Here is a 16539-nt window from a genome sequence, read left to right as displayed (position 1 = left end):
ATGAACCACTCTTCGCGGTCACCACCTGAGATTTCCCCCAAGCACCCCATGCCTTAGGCCCAATACCGGGCAATCATTCTCATTGGCAAAGAAAAGCGTTCATGACTTCAAACCTCATGCCGCTCCCTATCCACTCAATTTCAGGAATTGCACGCCATGTCAGATCAAGCCATGTTCAGCCAGTTGTACAACGCCCTTGTCGATAACCTCGGCACCCCGAATTTCCAGTTGCTTGGCACCCCCAAGGACTTCAGCTGGGGCACGGCTCCGACCGGGCAATGGGACGCGGCGGCCTATCAGGTCGTCAGCGGCATGCCGCAGTGGTCTGCGATCGGTCAGTACGGCAGCCTTGATGCGACGCTCTTCGACGCCGTTCGCCAGATCTTCGGTCACGTGACATTCAAGGTCAGCCCCGAGCAGCAGGCCGATCAGACAGCGCTGGCCAACCTGTGCGTCCAGAAAAGCAATGCGATCGTCAAGGCCAACAGCGACATGAACCAGGTCTACCTGAGTTCAAAGCAGAACGGCGGCTTGATATTCGCGGCCCGCTACCCTGACATCAACACGTGGATCAGCAACGCGCCGGAGGCTACTGCCTACGTTGCCACCATCCAGGCGGCCACCAACGCCTACAACCAGGCGGTCAAGATGAAGATGGAGCTGGAGCGGGCCAGCATGCCCAGCGATCTGCAGCGCGCCATCGACATGATGCAGACGCCGTCGGGCGACCCCGCCACGAACAACGCACCGGCAGGCTGGACCAAGGTGCCGGATGGCGCGGGCATCCTGCGCTGGCAGCCGGACTTCCACATCGACACGAACGGCGCGGACTGGCGCGCATCGCTCAGCAACGGCAGCGCAGGCGCGTTCTCGATCGCGATGAAATCTTCGCAATCGAGCAGCGACTTCAAGTCCTCGTTTGCCAAGGGCTCGACCAGCGTTGGCAACTTCTTCTGGAGCGTCAACGCATCGGGCGGCTGGAGCAAGTCCGACCTGTTCAACCAGGACTCGAGCTCGGCCGTGAAGATCAGCTGCGAGTCCTCCACCCGCGTGAAGGTGAATCCGGGCGACTGGTACCCGGGCGGCTTCATGAGCGAACTGGCCAAGGCACAGCAGGGGCCGAACGGCCAGGGCTACACCATCGTCGCCCCGTGGGTGGCAAACGGTGGCCCGGGATCGAGCTCCCTGTTCGGCCCGAACGGCATCGTCGCGGCACGGGTGTCCGAGCTGCTGGTCGTCTACAAGCCTTCGTTCGAGATCACGATGAGCGCCAACACCTATCAGCAGAACAAGCAGGCCTTCGAGGCCAGCGCGGGTGTGCGTATCGGACCCTTCACCTTCGGTGGCACGGGCGGTCACCAGTCCGAGTACACCAAGAGCACCGCACAGGCCAATACCTTCAAGGGAAGCAGCACCTCGGTGAACCCGCAAATCATCGGCGTGATCGTCGACTTCCCGGGCATCCACTGACCTGAAGACCAGCGGGTGGGCGGGACTGGCGGGTCCCGCCCACCCCGCTCACCCCCGTCAACCGGAGACAGCGTTCATGAACGTGATCCATCAGTTCCTCGGCGGCCTGGCTGATCTGGTGCCTCCGCCCCCAAGGGCCCCAAGCGTACCGAGCGGGCCGAAAACCGGCATGGTGTTCAAGCGCTCGGCATCCATTTCGGCGCCGCTGGTGCGGGGGCAGATGCTGATGCCGGTGACCGCGTGGAACTGGCCGGATCCAGTGACCGGCACCATGGCCGACGCGCAGTTTCTCTTTGCAGACACGGTGCCCCAGTCCGCTGCCAATGGCGCGCTGTACCAAGCGTCGGGGCGCAGCTTTTCGCAGGGATACAAGACCTTTCTGCAGGTACTCGAAGCCTGCAAATTTCCCTATCAGTCGATGCTTGCAGGCGCCATGCAGAAGATGGCAACGCCTGCGGGCGAACCTGCATACTCGCCCACTCCGGTGGGATGGACCAAGGTGTACGAGACCGGCTACCTCCAGTGGAAACCGATCTGGACACTGCCCAAGAGTTCGTCGGAGTGGAGCGCAGCAGTGGCTGTCGGCACGATCGCAAACCCCGGCACCTTGCGCTTGAATCTCAACGACACATCCGGCGCAGGGCCGCAGGCTCCGGCGTCTTTGCAGGCCCTGGACGCTTCCGGCCGCGTCCTTGCGCTACCCGCAGCTTCGCTGGAGACGGTCACGATCACCTCTGAATGCTGGGACCAAGTGCCGATCTACCCCGGCAGCTGGTACGACGCCTCGATGGTGGCGCTGGGTCGCGGCCTGGTGCCGGATGCAGGCGTATTCTTCGGGCCTGGCGGCCTGATGGCGTGCCGTGTGTCAACTTTCTACGTCGCGTTGAAACCCCGCTTCGACTTCACTGCCGCAGCGCCGATACCCGCCTCGCTGCGCCAGACGCTGGACGAGGCTGACACCGTGCAGGCCATGGGTGTGACGGTTCAGCGAGCAAGCGGAGACGGACAGCCAAACCAGGCCTTGCGCCTCGTGAACACGGACCCTGCCCCCGTCATCGTGGCCGTGAGCCTTGAAACCTTGGCGTGATTCGTCACGTCCACCGCCATATCCACCGTCATGTCCACCGTCATGTCCACCGTCACCCCAGCCCCCGTCTACCAACGATAGGTGGCCGTGGCCACTGCCTGCCGCAGCTCGCCGTAGCGGCAGCTGCCTGCGCTGCAGTTGCTCAGATAGGCCTTGTTGCCCAGGTTGCGCAGGTTCAGCGCCAGGCTCCAGCGCTGCAGGTCGTAGGCGACCAGGGCATCCACCACCGTGTACGAAGGCAGCGGGGCCGCTGCCGACTCCTGGTAGCCGCGGTTGGAGCCCATGTAGCGCGCTCCAATCCCCACCCGCAAGCCGGTTGCAAAGCGGTAGTCGGCCCATACCGACAGCTGGTTGCGCGACACCGCCTGCATCTGCTTGCCAACCTCCGAAGGTGTGCTGCTGGCCGTGACGATGGCCTTGGGCGTATAGGTATAGGCCGCGATCACGTTCAGGTTCTTCAGCGGCTGGAACGCGGCCTCCAGCTCCAGCCCGCGCACCGCAATCTCGCCGGTCTGCCGGGGCAGGAACTCCGGCGTGTAGGTGATGTAGTTCCTGCGGCGCAGATCGAAGATGGCGGCGCTGTAGCGGCCTTTTCCATCTGTCGGCACATAGCGCACGCCGGCCTCGTACTGGCGCCCGGTTTCGGGCTTGAGCGGCGTATTGGTCTCCGGGTCCATGGTCACCGTGGGCGAGAACGACTCGGAATAGCTCACATAGGGCGCCCAGCCGCTGGGGTGCAGATAGACCAGCCCCGCGCGGCTGGTGAACTTGTGGTCGTTGATGCGCGTGCGGCTGCCGTCGATATGGCTGCTCACCGTGGCCGAGGCGCTGTCATACCGGCCCCCCACCGTGGCCACCCAATCGTTCCACTTGATCTGGTCCTGCAGGTAGATGCCCGTCTGTGTCAGCCGCGTGCGGGCGTCGAACCAGGGATCACCGGGCACCACATCGTTCGTATACACCGGCGCATAGCCGTCGATGCCCGACACCGTGCCCGCGTTGTAGGTGCGCTGGTCATTGCGCGAGCCCTGGTAGTCCAGCCCCGCCAGAAACGTGTGCTGCCAATCGCCCAGCCGCAGCTTGGCCTGGGCCTGGTTGTCTATGGTCAGCAGCCGCGCCCGCTCCTTGCTGCCGAACGGAAAGCGGTTGAGCCGCCGGAAATTGGCCGGGTCCAGCGGGTCGGCAGGGTTGACGATGGCGAAATCGCTCTGGTTGTAGACCTGCTGGTAGTCCACCTTGATGGCGCCGTAGCGCGCGTTCTGGCGCAGCGTCCAGGTGTCGTTCAGGCGGTGCTCGAACAGATAGCCCAGCATCCACTGGTCCTGATTGAAATGGTCGAATCCCGGCTCGCCCACATAGGTGCCCGGCGAGAACTTGCCGTTGGGATTGGGCAGCAGCGTGCCCACCTCGGGAAAGCTGCCGTAGGAGCTGCCATCGCGTATGCGCAGATAGTGCGCCAGCACGGTCAGCGAGGTATCGGTGGAGGGCTTCCACGTCAGCGAAGGCGCCAGGTACACCCGGTCATTGGGCAGGCCGCTGGCCTGCAGCTCGGCATCGCGCACCATGCCGGTCACGCGGTACTGCAGCGTGCCCTGCGCATCCAGCGCCCCCGCCAAATCCCCGCCCACCTGGCGCCGCCCATGGTTACCCACCTGCACCTGCAGCTCACGCAGCGGCTCGCCCGTGGGCCGCTTGCTGACCACGTTGACCATGCCGCCCGGCCCCGTCTGCCCATACAGCACCGAGGATGGGCCGCGCAGCACCTCGATGCGCTCCGTGCCGTAGTTCTCCGTCTGCCACACGGCCCAGCCGTTGTTGTTGCGCAGCGGCAGGCCGTCCAGGTAGTAGCCGGGCGTCTGCGCATCAAAGCCGCGGATGATGGTCCAGTCAAAGCGCGAATCCGCACCCCAGGGCGACACATTGATGCCCGGCGTATAGGCCAGCGCATCCTTGAGCCGCAGCGCCCCGCTGGCGTTGATGAAATCCGAAGTCACCACCGAGATCGACTGCGGCGTCTCCTCCAGCGGCGTATCGGTCTTGGTGGCCGTGGCGCTGCGCCGGGCCACATAGCCGGGCACCGGCCCCGTGGCCGTCTCGGCATCCACCGCCCCGCTCACGGTCACCGTAGGCAGGCGCGGAATCTCCCTGGCTGCCGGAGACACTGCCTCAGGCGCGGGCTGCGGTGCGGCCCGCAGCACATAGCCGCCGGGCGTCCTGGCCAGCGCATAGCCGCTGCCACGCAGCAGTACGCCAAAGCCTTCTTCCACGCCATGGCGGCCCTGCAGCCCGGGGGAGCGCAGGCCGCGCAACTGATTGGCATCGATGGCAATGGCCACGCCCGCCTGCAGCGCAAAGCGGTTGAGCGCATCGGCCAGCGGGCCGGCAGGTACGTCATAGGCAATGGGCTGCGCGGGGGCCTGCGCGACCGCGGCCCCCGTTCCCGTGGCAGCCAGCGCCGCCACCGCAGCGGCGATGGCGATCCTGGCGAACCGCCCGGGCAGCGACGGGGGGCGGCTGCGGCCTGCGTTGATCGGCAATGGCATGGCAGAGGATTCCTTCCTTGGTTCGTTGGTGTCTTCCAGGGCTTGACGCACGAACTGCGGAAAGGCGAACCGGATCGGCAAAAGAATTTTGAAATCGTCCCCTCAGGACCCGGGCGCATCCACCAGCACCAGCCACGGTGTCAACGTGCGAATGCGCAGCTCGGGAAAACTGCTCATCAGCAGCTGCAGCGCGCGGTCCGTATCGTCAAGCGGCAGCACGGCGCTCACGCGCAGGTGGTGGATCTGTGCGCTGTCGTAGCGGATATGGCCGGGCCGGTGGCGGGCCAGCGCATCCAGCACCTCGGCCAGCGGCTGGTCGCTCACCACCAGCTGGTGCTGGCGCCAGGCATCCGCCAGGCCCCGGGCGTCCATGGCCTGCACGGGCCCCAGGCCGTGGTCCGTGATGCGTACACGCTGGCCGGCATCCACCGTGGCGGAGTCCTGGCCGCCCGCAGCGGCCTGCGCCGCCACGCGCGACTCCAGCACGCTCAACACCGTGGCATCGGCCTGCCGGTCCACCACAAAGCGCGTGCCCAGCGCACGCAGGCTGCCCTGCGCCGTCTCCACCACAAAGGGGCGCGATGCATCACGGGCCACATCGACCAGAATCTCGCCCTGCACCAGCTCCACCGTTCGGCGTCGCTCGTCATAACGCAGGTTCACCGCGCTGCCACTGGCCAGGGTGATGCGTGTGCCATCCGCCAGCGCCCGGGTCTGCCACTGGCCTGTGGCCGTGCGCAGGTCCGCCATCAGATAGCCCGGTGGCCAGGCCTGCAATGCCACCCAGGCCGGCAAGGCCAGCACGGCAGCCAGCATCAGGGCCGCGCCGGCACGCCGCGTGCGCCGAGCCCGGCGTGTCTGCCCAACCTGCTTTCTTCCAGCGCTGCCCGACGCATCCAGCGCCGCACGGGCTGGCCGGCTGCCGGCCGGGCCGCTGCGCGCAGCCTGCAGGCGGTCCAGAAACTGCTCCATGTCCAGGGCGGCGGCCGCATGGCGCGGGTCGGCACGCTTCCATGCTTCAAAGCCCGCGCGGGCCGTGGCGCATTCGGCCTCGTCATCGCCCGTCAGCGCCACAAGCCACTGCGCCGCCTGCTCGGCCAGGGCATCGTCATCCGGCCCTGTGCCGGGCATGCGCTCCGCTCTACCGGACATGCTCGGCCACGGCAGGGCAATGGGCGCGGCAGTGCAGCAGCGCCTGCACCAGGTACTTCTGCACCATGCGCGTGGAAACACCCAGGCCCTGTGCAATCTCGGCCTGCGGCTGCTCGTCCAGGTAGTGGCGCAGAAACGCCTCGCGCGGGCGCTCGGCCAGCCCCTCCAGCGCAGCGCCAATCTGCTCCAGCGCCTGCACCGCCATCAGGATTTCTTCGGGCGCCGGATAGCCGGGCAGGCTTTGCGCCACCAGCGCCAGCTCATCCAGATAGGCCTGCGCCATGGCCTGGCGCCGCGCCCGGTCCACCAGCAGCCGCCGCGCCGTGGTCGTCAGGTAGGCCCGCGGTTCCGCCATGCCCAGCAGCGCATCGCGCGACGCCAGGATGCGCACAAACGTGTCATGCGCCACATCGGCCGCATCAAACGCATTGCCCACCCTGCGCCGCAGCCAGCCGCGCAACCAGCCATGGTGGTCGGCATAGAGGGCAGCCATGCGTTGCTGCAGCGCGGATTCGGTGGAAGACACGGTTTCTTCTGCGCTGCGCCCGGGGCAAGGCGGCAGCCGCAGCGGCGGAATTGAGAATGAAACGCATTCTATCGAGACAGAACGCATGCGTATCAGTCTGCGGCGTGGCCACAACGGGCGCGGTGGCAGGCATGGACCGGCGGGCAACGGTGCGGCGGATACGGCCAAGCCAGTCCAGCGCACCGCCATGTGCCCTGCCCCACCCTATCGCAAACCTTCCGCCTGCAGCGACTGGCGCACGGCAGGCCGCTCCCGCATCCGCGCGTACCAGGCTGCAAGATGCTCCAGGCCATCGAAACGAATGCTCGTCTTGTAGACCGACTCCAGCCACGGCGCCTGCCCCCACTGCGTAAGCGCGTACAGATAGGCATCGGCCACGGTGAAGCCATCGCCCATCAGGTAACGCTTGCCGGCCAGTTGCGCGTTCACCCAGGCATACCGCTGCTCCAGCTTGGGCTTGGCCGTCTCCACGCCGTACTTTCCCGCCGCCACTGCATACAGCAGCGGGATGAAGCCCTTGTGGATCTCCGAATTCAGAAAGGCCAGCCACGCCAGCAGCCGATAGCGCTCAAGGCTGCCCTGGACTGGCACCAGAAGCGACGCAGGCCGCAGGTCCGCCAGGTACTGCAGAACGGCGGGCCCTTCCCGCAGCAGGCTGCCGTCGTCCAACTCCAGCAGGGGGACGTAGCCGAACGGGCTGAGCGCAAGGAAGTCCCTGCCGTCTTCCGTCTGGTGGGTCTTGTGGTCCACCCGGACCAGTTGGAAATCAAGCCCCAGCTCGTTCAGGACAATGTGCGGCGCCAGCGAACAGGCGCCCGGCAGGTAATACAGCTTCATGGAGTTTCTCTGGTGATGGAACAAGGGGCCTGCGCGTTCAGGCACAGCCCCTGGCCAATGTCATGCACCAGGGATAAATCTGGAAGAAGGCAATAAAACGGCCCATAGGTTAAAAAAATATACCTGCCGCCTGCCTATGATGAATGTGCTATGAAATCCAACATCTCCGGCTGCTCCGTGGAAGAAGCCATGCGCCTGCTGGGCGGCCGCTGGAGGCTGCTCATCGCCTCCTACCTCATCGACGGCCCCCGCCGCTTCAACGACCTGCGCCGCGACATGCCCGGCATCTCCCAACGCTCCCTCACCCTGGACCTTCGCGCGCTGGAGGAAGCGGGCCTGGTCAAGCGCACGGTCTACCCCACGGCGCCGATCAAGGTGGAGTACGAATTGACCCAGGATGGGGAGCGGCTCAAGCCGGTGGTGGGGGTGATGAAGGAGTTTGGGTTGTGGGTGAAGGGGAAGGCGCCGGCCTGACGAGAACTGCGCCGGCTGGTTGTCTCCATCCGCCCCCCTGCTGACAGGCAGGCCCCATCGCCGCATGCACTGTGATTTGAAGAACAACGACCATGACGAACAAGCCTTCCGAGCAGGCATCCCGCGCCGAGTACGCGCGACGGATCAATCGCGTGCTCAACTACATCGATGCCCACCTGGATCAGCCTCTGGATGGCGCACATCTGGCCGACATCGCCAATTTCTCACGCTTCCACTTTCACAGAATTTTCGCGGCATGGATGGGAGAAACGCTGGGCAGCTATGCGCAGCGGCGACGGCTTGAGAAAGCGGCGTTCCGGCTGTCCTGCGGCAGCAAGGAAACCGTGCTTGAAACCGCGCTGGCCACCGGCTTCCAATCGGGCGAAGCATTTGCGCGCGCCTTCAAACTCAAGTTTGGCTGCACGCCATCGGCCTGGCGCTCCACCACGCTTGAGCGGCTGAAAACCCAGGCGGCCGCCATCGGACAGCCGCAAGGCAGCCAGGAGAGCAATCCTGATCAGGTCTTCGGCAATCTCCATCAGACAGACCCATGCGCGTTCGGCGAACCTCAGGGCTCTTGTCACCTGAAGGAAGAACTCGCCATGGACGTCCGCATCATTGATCTACCCAAAGCACATGTCGCCTATCAACGCTTGATCGGCCCCTATGGGCCAGCCATAGGCCAATTCTGGAGAGGCACCATTGCGCCGTGGATGCACTCCAATGGCCTCAGCGATCAAACGTGCTACGGCATAGGCTATGACGACCCCTCTCTCACACCCGCCAGCAAATGCCGCTATGACGCCTGCGTGGAAGTCCCCGCGCATTTCATCGCCAGCGGCCAGGTGGACACCCAATCCCTGCCGGGCGGCCGTTACGCCGTGGCGAGATTCAAAGGGAAGCCCGAGGGCCTGGCCAACGCCTGGATGTGGCTGACGCGTGAATGGATGCCGTCCAGCGGCATGCAATGCGACGACCGGCCTTGCTTTGAGATGTTTTCTGCGGTCACCGCAATGGATGCCGACACCGGCGAGTTCTGCTGCGACATTTGCATTCCGGTTCGGGCGCTGTAAAGCGACTCAAGCCGGTTGAGGTTTGACGAATGTGTTGGGTTGGCCAGGTGAATCCACTACCCGCTGCAGGCGTTGGACCTTAGCCGTCAGGTGTCGGCGTCTTCCGGCAGCCGAGGACATGCTCTCAATGTCAGCTCTGTGGCAAACAAGCGCCACCCAAAAGTGATGCAGAGAGAACTGCTTTAGTGGGGCAATAAGCAACAGTAGGGACCGAGAGTCAAGGGACTATCTCATGGGCCCGATCGCATGTCAGTTGCCTGCATTTACAGCCCGCCTTGGCAGGGCGTTCTGTCGCAGTCGGAACTGGCCCTATCATCAGCTAGCCTGCGGTCGAGGTAGCCAGCCGCGTGGCGGCTGCCAGTGCCCAAACCGCTCCAGCTTGCAACGCAATCGCAACCGACATGATGAAGCTGGCAACATGATGCCCCATGTCCAGTCCTCCCCCTGATGCAGACAGCCCGTCCGCCGATGCATATTCCGGCCGTCATCATGGCGTTAACCCGCGCAAGATCGGCTCGTCCATCGAGCGGCACCGTGCTTCCCCCGAGTTCAGCTGGGAGCAGCATAGGCGCCGACGCGTCCACGCTTTCGGCCGCAGCCTGATGACCCGCAAGGCGGTGTACCTTGACCTGCGATTCTGGATCGGTTTGCGCGATGCAGCGCGTTTCGAAACGCCTGGGGTGATGATGAGTCTCCTGTGTGCTTTGCGCGGCGCCGTGGCTGCGGGCCAGATGTTTTGCCCGATTACCGATAGCACCTTTCTGGAGATGTTCAAGCAGGCCGATCCGCAGTCGCGCGCCGCCACAGCCGACTTGATCAGCGAACTGAGCCTTGGCGCCACCCTCCTCACTTATGACATGCGCGTAGGCACCGAGATCGCGCACTACGTGCATGCGGCCCGAACGCCGGAGGCGGTCGATCCGCTGCGCGAGCTGGTGTGGTCCAAGCCCGCCTATGTGATGGGCTTCGTCGATCCGGTGTCGATGGCCTTCGACCCAGCCACCAGCCTAGCCATGCGCAAAGCCTTTTTCGACCACATGTGGGACGACGTCACACTAATCCAGGTGTGCGACATGCTCGGCGACAAGTTCGTGGATGCTGACCCGCTGCGCTTTCGCGAGACCACCCGCTTGGTGAACGAGCAGATCCGCACCCATGCGGACAGCCTCAAAAACATGAAGACTGCCTACCAGCACGAACTGGTCGGCGTGCTGGACCTCTTTGCCGGTCAATTGGCCACCATCCTTGCGCCCACACTACCGCCCGAGGCGGGACCCTTGCCCAAGGAGGGAACACCAGAGCGCGCGGAGGTCGATCTGCAGTGCCTGGCGTTCTTGGTGGGCGCCTTTGGAACGGAGGCGGGCCGGAAAGCCCTGCGCACGCTGCACATCAACGCCACCCTGCATGCTGCCGTGCGGTGGAACAAGGGGCAGGCGCTGAAGGCCAATGACCTGTTCGATTTTCAGCACGCCTGTGCGGCGCTTGCCTACTGTGACGCCTTCTTCACGGAAGGCCCGTTATGCACGCTGGTGAGCAGGCCCGACCTGGGGCTTCTTGAGCAGTTCGACTGCTTCGTGAGTGCGGACGTCGCGGCGTGCCTGGCCTACGTCGAAGGCGTGGTTCGCGACACGACTTCCTATGATGAGTTGAAGCCGACTTAACGCCCACCATGCCATCGCCTGAACTCACCGGCGGCGCCGGATTTACCTTTGAGGATGCCGCCGCGGCTTGCTACCTCACGGCCCTCGTCAGCGGCACCACCGCGCCGGGCCTGGATGCACGTGTGGTGCAGCGCGTCGCGCAGCAGCAGGCGGGTGCCGGGGAGCCCCTCGACGATGTGATCGTCGATGCCCTCGCGCCGGCCGACAACTCCCTGATGCGCCTGTCGCTCCAGATCAAGCGATCGTTGACGGTTTCAGACGCTGCCAGCAACACCGACTTCCGCGAGGTGATCCAGCGCAGTTGGCAGACGTTGCAGAAGACTGATTTCCGCGAGCACGTCGACCGGGTAGGTGCGGCCGTGGGAAATATCTCCGATGACGCGTACCGCAACTTCACCACCGTATGCGAGTGGGCGCGCGCCTCCGAGTCACCGGCTTCCTTCTTCCAGCGATTCGGCGGCGGCGGTGGGGCGTCGCAGGCGCACCAGGCAATCGTCGATGCCGTACGTACCTGCGCACTGGCCGATGCCGGCTCGCTGCCGGACGAAGCCCTGCATCGGCTGCTGTCGCACCTGATTCTCATCAAGTTCGATCTGTTGCATGAAGGCTCGACCACGGAGGCGTCCGTCCTCGCCGGCTTGCAGCGAGCGCTGGCGGCTGTGCAGCAGGGACGGGCGCAGGATTTATGGGGCCACCTGCGGCAACTCGCGCGTGATGGAGCGGGCCGCAGGGAAGAGTTCAGCCGCGCTTCGGTGCTGCGGCGCTTGCCCAGCGGCTACCGTTTCGCCGGCGTCCCGGCCTTGGCCGGCGACCTGCAGGTGTTGCGCGAGAGCAGCCGCCACTGGCTGGCGCAGCAGGCTCACGACATTGGCGGCGCGCACGTTGATCGGATCGATCTTCGGGCGGCCTTGGCGGTCGAAATGGGTCGCCACCGATTGACGCTGATTAAGGGTTTGCCAGGCACCGGCAAGACAGTCCTGTTGCGCGACCTGCTGGTGCGGTGCTCCACTGATGGAACCACTCTGTTGCTCACGGCGAACCGGCTTTCCGGTGGCAGCTGGGCCGAAAACGCTGTTGCGATGGGGCTTTCCACCGTCGCCATCGAGCCGCTGCTGGTTGAAGTCGCGGCAACCGGCCACGCGGTTCTGTTCATCGATGGCCTGGACCGCATCGCGCCGGAGCAGCGGGCGGTCGTCACCGACCTTTTGGGGCAGATCCTGGCCAGCCCGGCGCTTGCCGAATGGCGAATCGTCGCGACGGCGCGAGACGCAGGCATCGAGCCGCTGCGCAACTGGGTGCCCCCGGCACTGATCTCGGGCAGCGGTGTCGGCTACGTCGATGTCCGGGACTTGTCGGACGACGAGGCGGCGGGGCTCGTCGCGAGCCTGCCCGCGTTACGCCCGCTCTTGATCGGGGGCGACGACAGGGTTCGGTCGCTCGCGCGCCGTCCGTTCTTCGCTTCGGTGCTGGCCAGGAACCTCACCAGCGCGGCCTACCCTGTGGGCTTTGTGCCACGTTCCGAGCTCGACCTGATCAACGCGTGGTGGGCGCGTGGCGGTTACGACGCGCATGACGCGCAGGTTTTGGCGCGGCAGCAGGCCTTGATCGAACTCGCGCAACGCAGTGCACCCGATCTCGGCCGGGACATTCGAATTCGTACCCTTTCACCGGCCACGCAGGCTGTCCTTCCGGCGTTGCAGCTGGATGGGCTGGTGCAGCAAGTCCGGTCCGGCCTCACGGCGCAGTTCGCGCATGACATCTTTTTCGAATGGGCGCTTCTGCACCTGCTGCTCGACGAAGGTGAGAACTGGATTTCCGTCTTGACGGCCGCCGGAGAGCCGCCCGCGCTGGCGCGAACGGTAGAGCTGCTGTCGCAGACCATGTACGGCGAGCCGGCGGCGTGGGCGCAACAGCTGCAAGCGCTTGAGGCGCCCACCTTGCGACCGCAGTGGTTGCGGGCATGGCTCATCGCACCGGTGTTTTCCCCCGATTTCAATGAGCACGCGGAATCCTTCACGGGGACTCTCTCGGCGCAAGAGCACCGGCTACTGCGCAAGCTGCTGGTGTGGGTGCGGGCCGAGAAGACGACCACGAATCCGCTTGTGCTGTCGGGCCAGATGGGTGGCGAAAACCTGACCTCGACCGATCGCATCCGGATCGCCGACCTGCTCGGGTGGCCATCGGACTTCGGTGCCTGGGGCCGCCTGCTGACCTGGGCGCTCGACCATGCCGCCGAATTGCCGGACGCCTGCCTGCCCGATCTCGTGGCGCTGTTCATGACGTGGCAGGTGCCGCTGATGGACCTCCCTAACCCGATCTCACGGCGGATCGTGGACCAGTGCGCTGTCTGGCTGCACGCGATCGAGGATGTCCGCGCGTCCCCGCGGTGGTACTCGGCAGACGAAGAGGGACCCGAAGCGCCGGCCGTGCGTGCGCCTTCGGGCCTCGATTCGGAACTACGATCCCTTGTGCTGCGTGCAGCGCGCTGCTTCCCCGAGGTGGTTCGCGCCTACCTGGTCAAGATTGAGCCGATCGAGCGGTTCAACGAGTCTTCATTCCAAGAGGTAATGTCGCACGCGCCACTGCTCGCGCAGACCCATCCGGAACTGTTGGCGCAGGTCGCCCGCAGGAGCTTCCTGAACGAGCTGCCGGATGACCAGGCGTCCAGGGAGCGGCAGGAGTCGAGGGATCGCGCGGCCCGTATCGCCGCCATCCGAGCCAAACCGGAGGCAGAGCGGACCCGCAACGAACAACGCGCGCTCGACCACTTGCCGATATCGATCATATCGAGCCGGTCATTTTCGAATCATGATTGGGACCGACTGTCGATCGGCGGCGACCTGCAAGGGTACTTTCCGGCATCGCCGATGCGCGAGCCGTTCTATGCACTGTTGACGCACGCACCTGCCGTCGGGCTCGCCTTAGTGCGCGACTTGGCGAACCACGCGGCGTTGGCCTGGCGCCAGCTACACCGGCACACTCGGCGCGGCGGCACGCCTGCCCCGCTCGTGCTGGCATTTCCGTGGGGTCGACAGAACTTCTGGGGGGGGGCTCACCACTACGTGTGGGCGCGTGGCCATGGGGGGCCAAATGCGGTTCAGTGCGCAACGATGGCTTTGGAACGTTGGGCACTTGGGCAGCTATCTTCGGGCCAGCCCGCGACCAAAGTCTTGCGCGAGGTGGTGGAGGGTCACTCCAGTGTCGCTGTGTTGAGTGTGGCGATGCTCGTCGCCTTGCGATCGAGGGAGGTCTCTGTCGTGAGCCTGCCGCTGGTGGCCAGCCACCGGCTGTGGCGTCTGGACGTGGGGCGCAGTCGGCAGGAGCGACAGCTACGCTCGGCCGGTCTCATCGGCTTCGATAGCGACGACATGCACCACAAGGCGGTCGTCGAGGCGGGCAACTTGCCGGAGCGAGGCATAGACATCCGCTGGCTTGCGCAACTCTTTGCGCTGGGGCCGGACACGGCGCTGCGCGGGGCATTGCGGGCCGCCCTGGATCGTTTCCCTGCCGAACTGGAGCCGGAGTACGAAGAGCAAGCGCAAAGCGAAGAACTTTTGGCCGAGCTGCGCCGCGATGCGGAGTTGTGGGCCGAGTTCGGCCGCGAGGAAAACTACGTCCCCGTCCCAATCGCCGGCCGGGACGACGTGGTCGGCATCGAGTTGCGCAGCGCCCGGCATTCCTCTCCGGACATCCTGGCGGCACGGCAGCACTACGAAGAGGTCTCCCGTGAGTCGCAGCTGTGGTTGTGGGTGGAGAAGTGTTTCGAATCGGACGCGTTGGCGCCGGGTTTGTCGATTACCGAAGCCGTTGAGCGCGCGACGGCGATGGCCACGGCGGTCGCCGCGGGAACGGCGGCGTCGCTGATGCCGGACCATGCGGTGGCGCATGGTTGCATCGCCGGCACGGCGGCGGTCGTGATGTGCTTCGACGGGCCGGCTGAACACATCGACTGGGCTCGCGCCACGCTAAAGGACTATCGCGACCAAGTGGAGCCGCCCCGGGACGACATTTTCGCCAGGTCCCGGATTCCCTGGCACCCGAAGATGCTTGTGGCCAGGGCCCTAGCGGCCGTCCTCCGAGGCGGCAAGGCGCACGCAACTGATCGCGAGGCGCTCTACCGGTTGGTGACGCACCCTCTCGAGGTGGTCGCGTTGACGGCGCTCGATGGAATTGCCAGTTGCTGGGCACATGATCCGCATTTCGCCTGGTGCGGCTTCAACCTCGGGCTTCGCCTTGCGCGCTACCGACGCGCGTCCGGCGATCACAGGCTTGATGCACCGGCCCGCGCTCGATTGGAAGAGGTGCGCAGGATGCTTGCCTTGTCCGAGGCGATGGACGACCTGGTATCCACCGAGAGTTTTCCGTCGTGGGTGCAGCCCCTGCCGTCCTGGACGCAGGCCCCACGGGAGGCCGGGGATGTGCGCCGGCACCAGGAAGAAGATGGATGGCGCCGATCGGACGATATCTGGCTCAGTGATTTTGCATCGGAGGTGTTGAAGCGGGTCCCGGTAGCGGCTGTCATGCAGAGCCCGGCGAGGGATCGCTACGTCGAATCTTTGGAGGGGTTCGTCGATTGGACCCTGGACACCATAAACCCTGCGTGGCGCACGGAACAGCGTCGCGGCAGGGGACGTGACAGTTCGGACCAGTTTCAATGGCAGCGCCAATTGGGCCGGTTGTTGGCAGGCGTCGCGGAGCAGCTTCCTGCAGCAGAGTTTCGCGCCAAGTTGCTCACGGCCATCCTGGATCAGCCCGACGAGACAGCGATGCGTATACTCGCCCCGTTTACCAGCGCCCTTGCCGCCTCTGCCATCTTAGATGCGCCTCGTATGGATCCAGGCGTGCTGGGCATTCTGGACACAGTTCTTGTCCGGGTGCTGGAGCACCGCGACTTCCGCCGGTCCGGGTACGGCTACGGAAGCATCAGTGGCTTCGACATGCCCGAATTGATCAAGGTATTGCTGTGTGTAGCCATCGATGGCGCGAACGGGGCTACCCGGTTCGCCAACGGGCGGTGGGATGACCTGCCACAAGTGCTGCCGCTGGTGGACAAACTTTTCCGGAAAGGTGGCTGGATACCGTACGTGGCGACCCAGTTCATGAACCTGTGCGAGCGCGCAGGCGCAGCGTATCCGGCAGAGGTCTTTGTCGACCAGATCCTCGCGCAACTGGTGGATGGGCGCCTGCCCGAGGGGTGGCGAGGCACGGGCATTCCGGCCGCGGTGGCGGCACTCGTGCAGGCTCATGCGGACCGCCCGCAGCCCTTGCCGGCGGAACTGGCGAGGAAGTTTCTATATGTCCTGGATGCTTTGGTAGATCTCGGCGACCGTCGCAGCGCTGCGCTGCAGCAGATGGAAGCCTTCCGCGGCGTGCGCCTGCCCCCACGCGAATGAGTTAGAGGATGAGTCGGCTACCCCCTAATGGATTGCGCGGGTTCAGCGCAGTTGCTAATCGAGCATTGCACCTGACGATACGAGCTCTTGAGGCATCCCGCCAGAGTAATGCGAGTTGGCGCCGTCGTCCCCTAAATGCTGCTACAGAGCACACTCCGGGCTCACGGTTCGGTCACGGAGAAAGACATAGAGGAAAGGTTGGCGCGATCCATCCCCGAGACGCTGCGCGCTCGCTTCAAGCGGCTGGAGGGTGAGTGTGACAAGGCCTTCAACGCGGTACTACCGACTCTGGATATGGCAAGTATCAATCCCGAAGGTCCGCG

General features: G+C 65.0%; 10 protein-coding genes. 6 read left to right on the top strand and 4 right to left on the bottom strand.

Annotation, left to right across the window (positions count from 1 at the left end; genetic code table 11):
• The first annotated feature begins 156 nt into the window (after positions 1-156).
• Both AC57B5_RS02860 and AC57B5_RS02855 read left to right on the top strand, forming a co-directional pair.
• A complete protein-coding gene (locus AC57B5_RS02860) occupies positions 157-1470 on the top strand; it encodes a hypothetical protein (protein ID WP_123691540.1) in 1314 nt (437 codons plus the stop codon).
• Between the two features lie 76 nt (positions 1471-1546).
• Entirely contained in the window at positions 1547-2557 is a 1011-nt protein-coding gene (locus tag AC57B5_RS02855; protein ID WP_207443774.1) for a hypothetical protein, read from the top strand.
• 68 nt (positions 2558-2625) lie between these two features.
• On the opposite strand, the gene AC57B5_RS02850 is transcribed toward AC57B5_RS02855, so the two are convergent.
• The 4 genes from AC57B5_RS02850 to gstA form a co-directional block, all read right to left on the bottom strand.
• A complete protein-coding gene (locus tag AC57B5_RS02850; RefSeq protein ID WP_496398673.1) occupies positions 2626-5100 on the bottom strand; it encodes a TonB-dependent siderophore receptor in 2475 nt (824 codons plus the stop codon).
• 102 nt (positions 5101-5202) lie between these two features.
• Positions 5203-6252, bottom strand: coding sequence for a FecR family protein (locus AC57B5_RS02845; RefSeq protein ID WP_496398672.1), 1050 nt, complete (start codon positions 6250-6252; stop codon positions 5203-5205).
• Positions 6242-6778, bottom strand: coding sequence for a sigma-70 family RNA polymerase sigma factor (locus AC57B5_RS02840; protein WP_043824270.1), 537 nt, complete (start codon positions 6776-6778; stop codon positions 6242-6244). The genes AC57B5_RS02845 and AC57B5_RS02840 overlap by 11 nt, the downstream gene beginning before the upstream one ends.
• 204 nt (positions 6779-6982) lie before the next feature.
• Positions 6983-7615, bottom strand: coding sequence for a glutathione transferase GstA (gene gstA, locus AC57B5_RS02835; RefSeq protein ID WP_496398671.1), 633 nt, complete (start codon positions 7613-7615; stop codon positions 6983-6985).
• Positions 7616-7765: 150 nt separating this feature from the next.
• On the opposite strand from gstA, the gene AC57B5_RS02830 reads away from it, so the two are divergent.
• From AC57B5_RS02830 to AC57B5_RS02815, 4 genes are all read left to right on the top strand, one after another.
• Entirely contained in the window at positions 7766-8089 is a 324-nt protein-coding gene (locus tag AC57B5_RS02830; protein ID WP_013802924.1) for a winged helix-turn-helix transcriptional regulator, read from the top strand.
• 92 nt (positions 8090-8181) lie between these two features.
• A complete protein-coding gene (locus tag AC57B5_RS02825; RefSeq protein WP_496398670.1) occupies positions 8182-9162 on the top strand; it encodes an AraC family transcriptional regulator in 981 nt (326 codons plus the stop codon).
• Positions 9163-9590: 428 nt separating this feature from the next.
• Entirely contained in the window at positions 9591-10823 is a 1233-nt protein-coding gene (locus AC57B5_RS02820; RefSeq protein ID WP_496398669.1) for a hypothetical protein, read from the top strand.
• 8 nt (positions 10824-10831) lie between these two features.
• Positions 10832-16216, top strand: a complete 5385-nt coding sequence (locus AC57B5_RS02815) for an ATP-binding protein (protein WP_496398668.1) — start codon at positions 10832-10834, stop codon at positions 16214-16216.
• Positions 16217-16539: the final 323 nt, after the last annotated feature.

This window comes from Delftia sp. BGA-UO-ETr-SB1, from assembly GCF_059567865.1.
The sequence above is the reverse complement of the archived record's forward strand: the minus strand, read 5'-3'. Positions and strand labels throughout refer to the sequence as shown.

Excerpts from the sequence above, each read along its gene's own strand:
- AC57B5_RS02825 (WP_496398670.1), top strand. The coding sequence starts at position 8,182 with ATGACGAACAAGCCTTCCGAGCAGGCATCCCGCGCCGAGTACGCGCGA.
- AC57B5_RS02830 (WP_013802924.1), top strand. The coding sequence starts at position 7,766 with ATGAAATCCAACATCTCCGGCTGCTCCGTGGAAGAAGCCATGCGCCTG.
- gstA (WP_496398671.1), bottom strand. The coding sequence starts at position 7,615 with ATGAAGCTGTATTACCTGCCGGGCGCCTGTTCGCTGGCGCCGCACATT.
- AC57B5_RS02850 (WP_496398673.1), bottom strand. The coding sequence starts at position 5,100 with ATGCCATTGCCGATCAACGCAGGCCGCAGCCGCCCCCCGTCGCTGCCC.
- AC57B5_RS02860 (WP_123691540.1), top strand. The coding sequence starts at position 157 with ATGTCAGATCAAGCCATGTTCAGCCAGTTGTACAACGCCCTTGTCGAT.
- AC57B5_RS02820 (WP_496398669.1), top strand. The coding sequence starts at position 9,591 with ATGTCCAGTCCTCCCCCTGATGCAGACAGCCCGTCCGCCGATGCATAT.
- AC57B5_RS02845 (WP_496398672.1), bottom strand. The coding sequence starts at position 6,252 with ATGTCCGGTAGAGCGGAGCGCATGCCCGGCACAGGGCCGGATGACGAT.
- AC57B5_RS02855 (WP_207443774.1), top strand. The coding sequence starts at position 1,547 with ATGAACGTGATCCATCAGTTCCTCGGCGGCCTGGCTGATCTGGTGCCT.
- AC57B5_RS02815 (WP_496398668.1), top strand. The coding sequence starts at position 10,832 with ATGCCATCGCCTGAACTCACCGGCGGCGCCGGATTTACCTTTGAGGAT.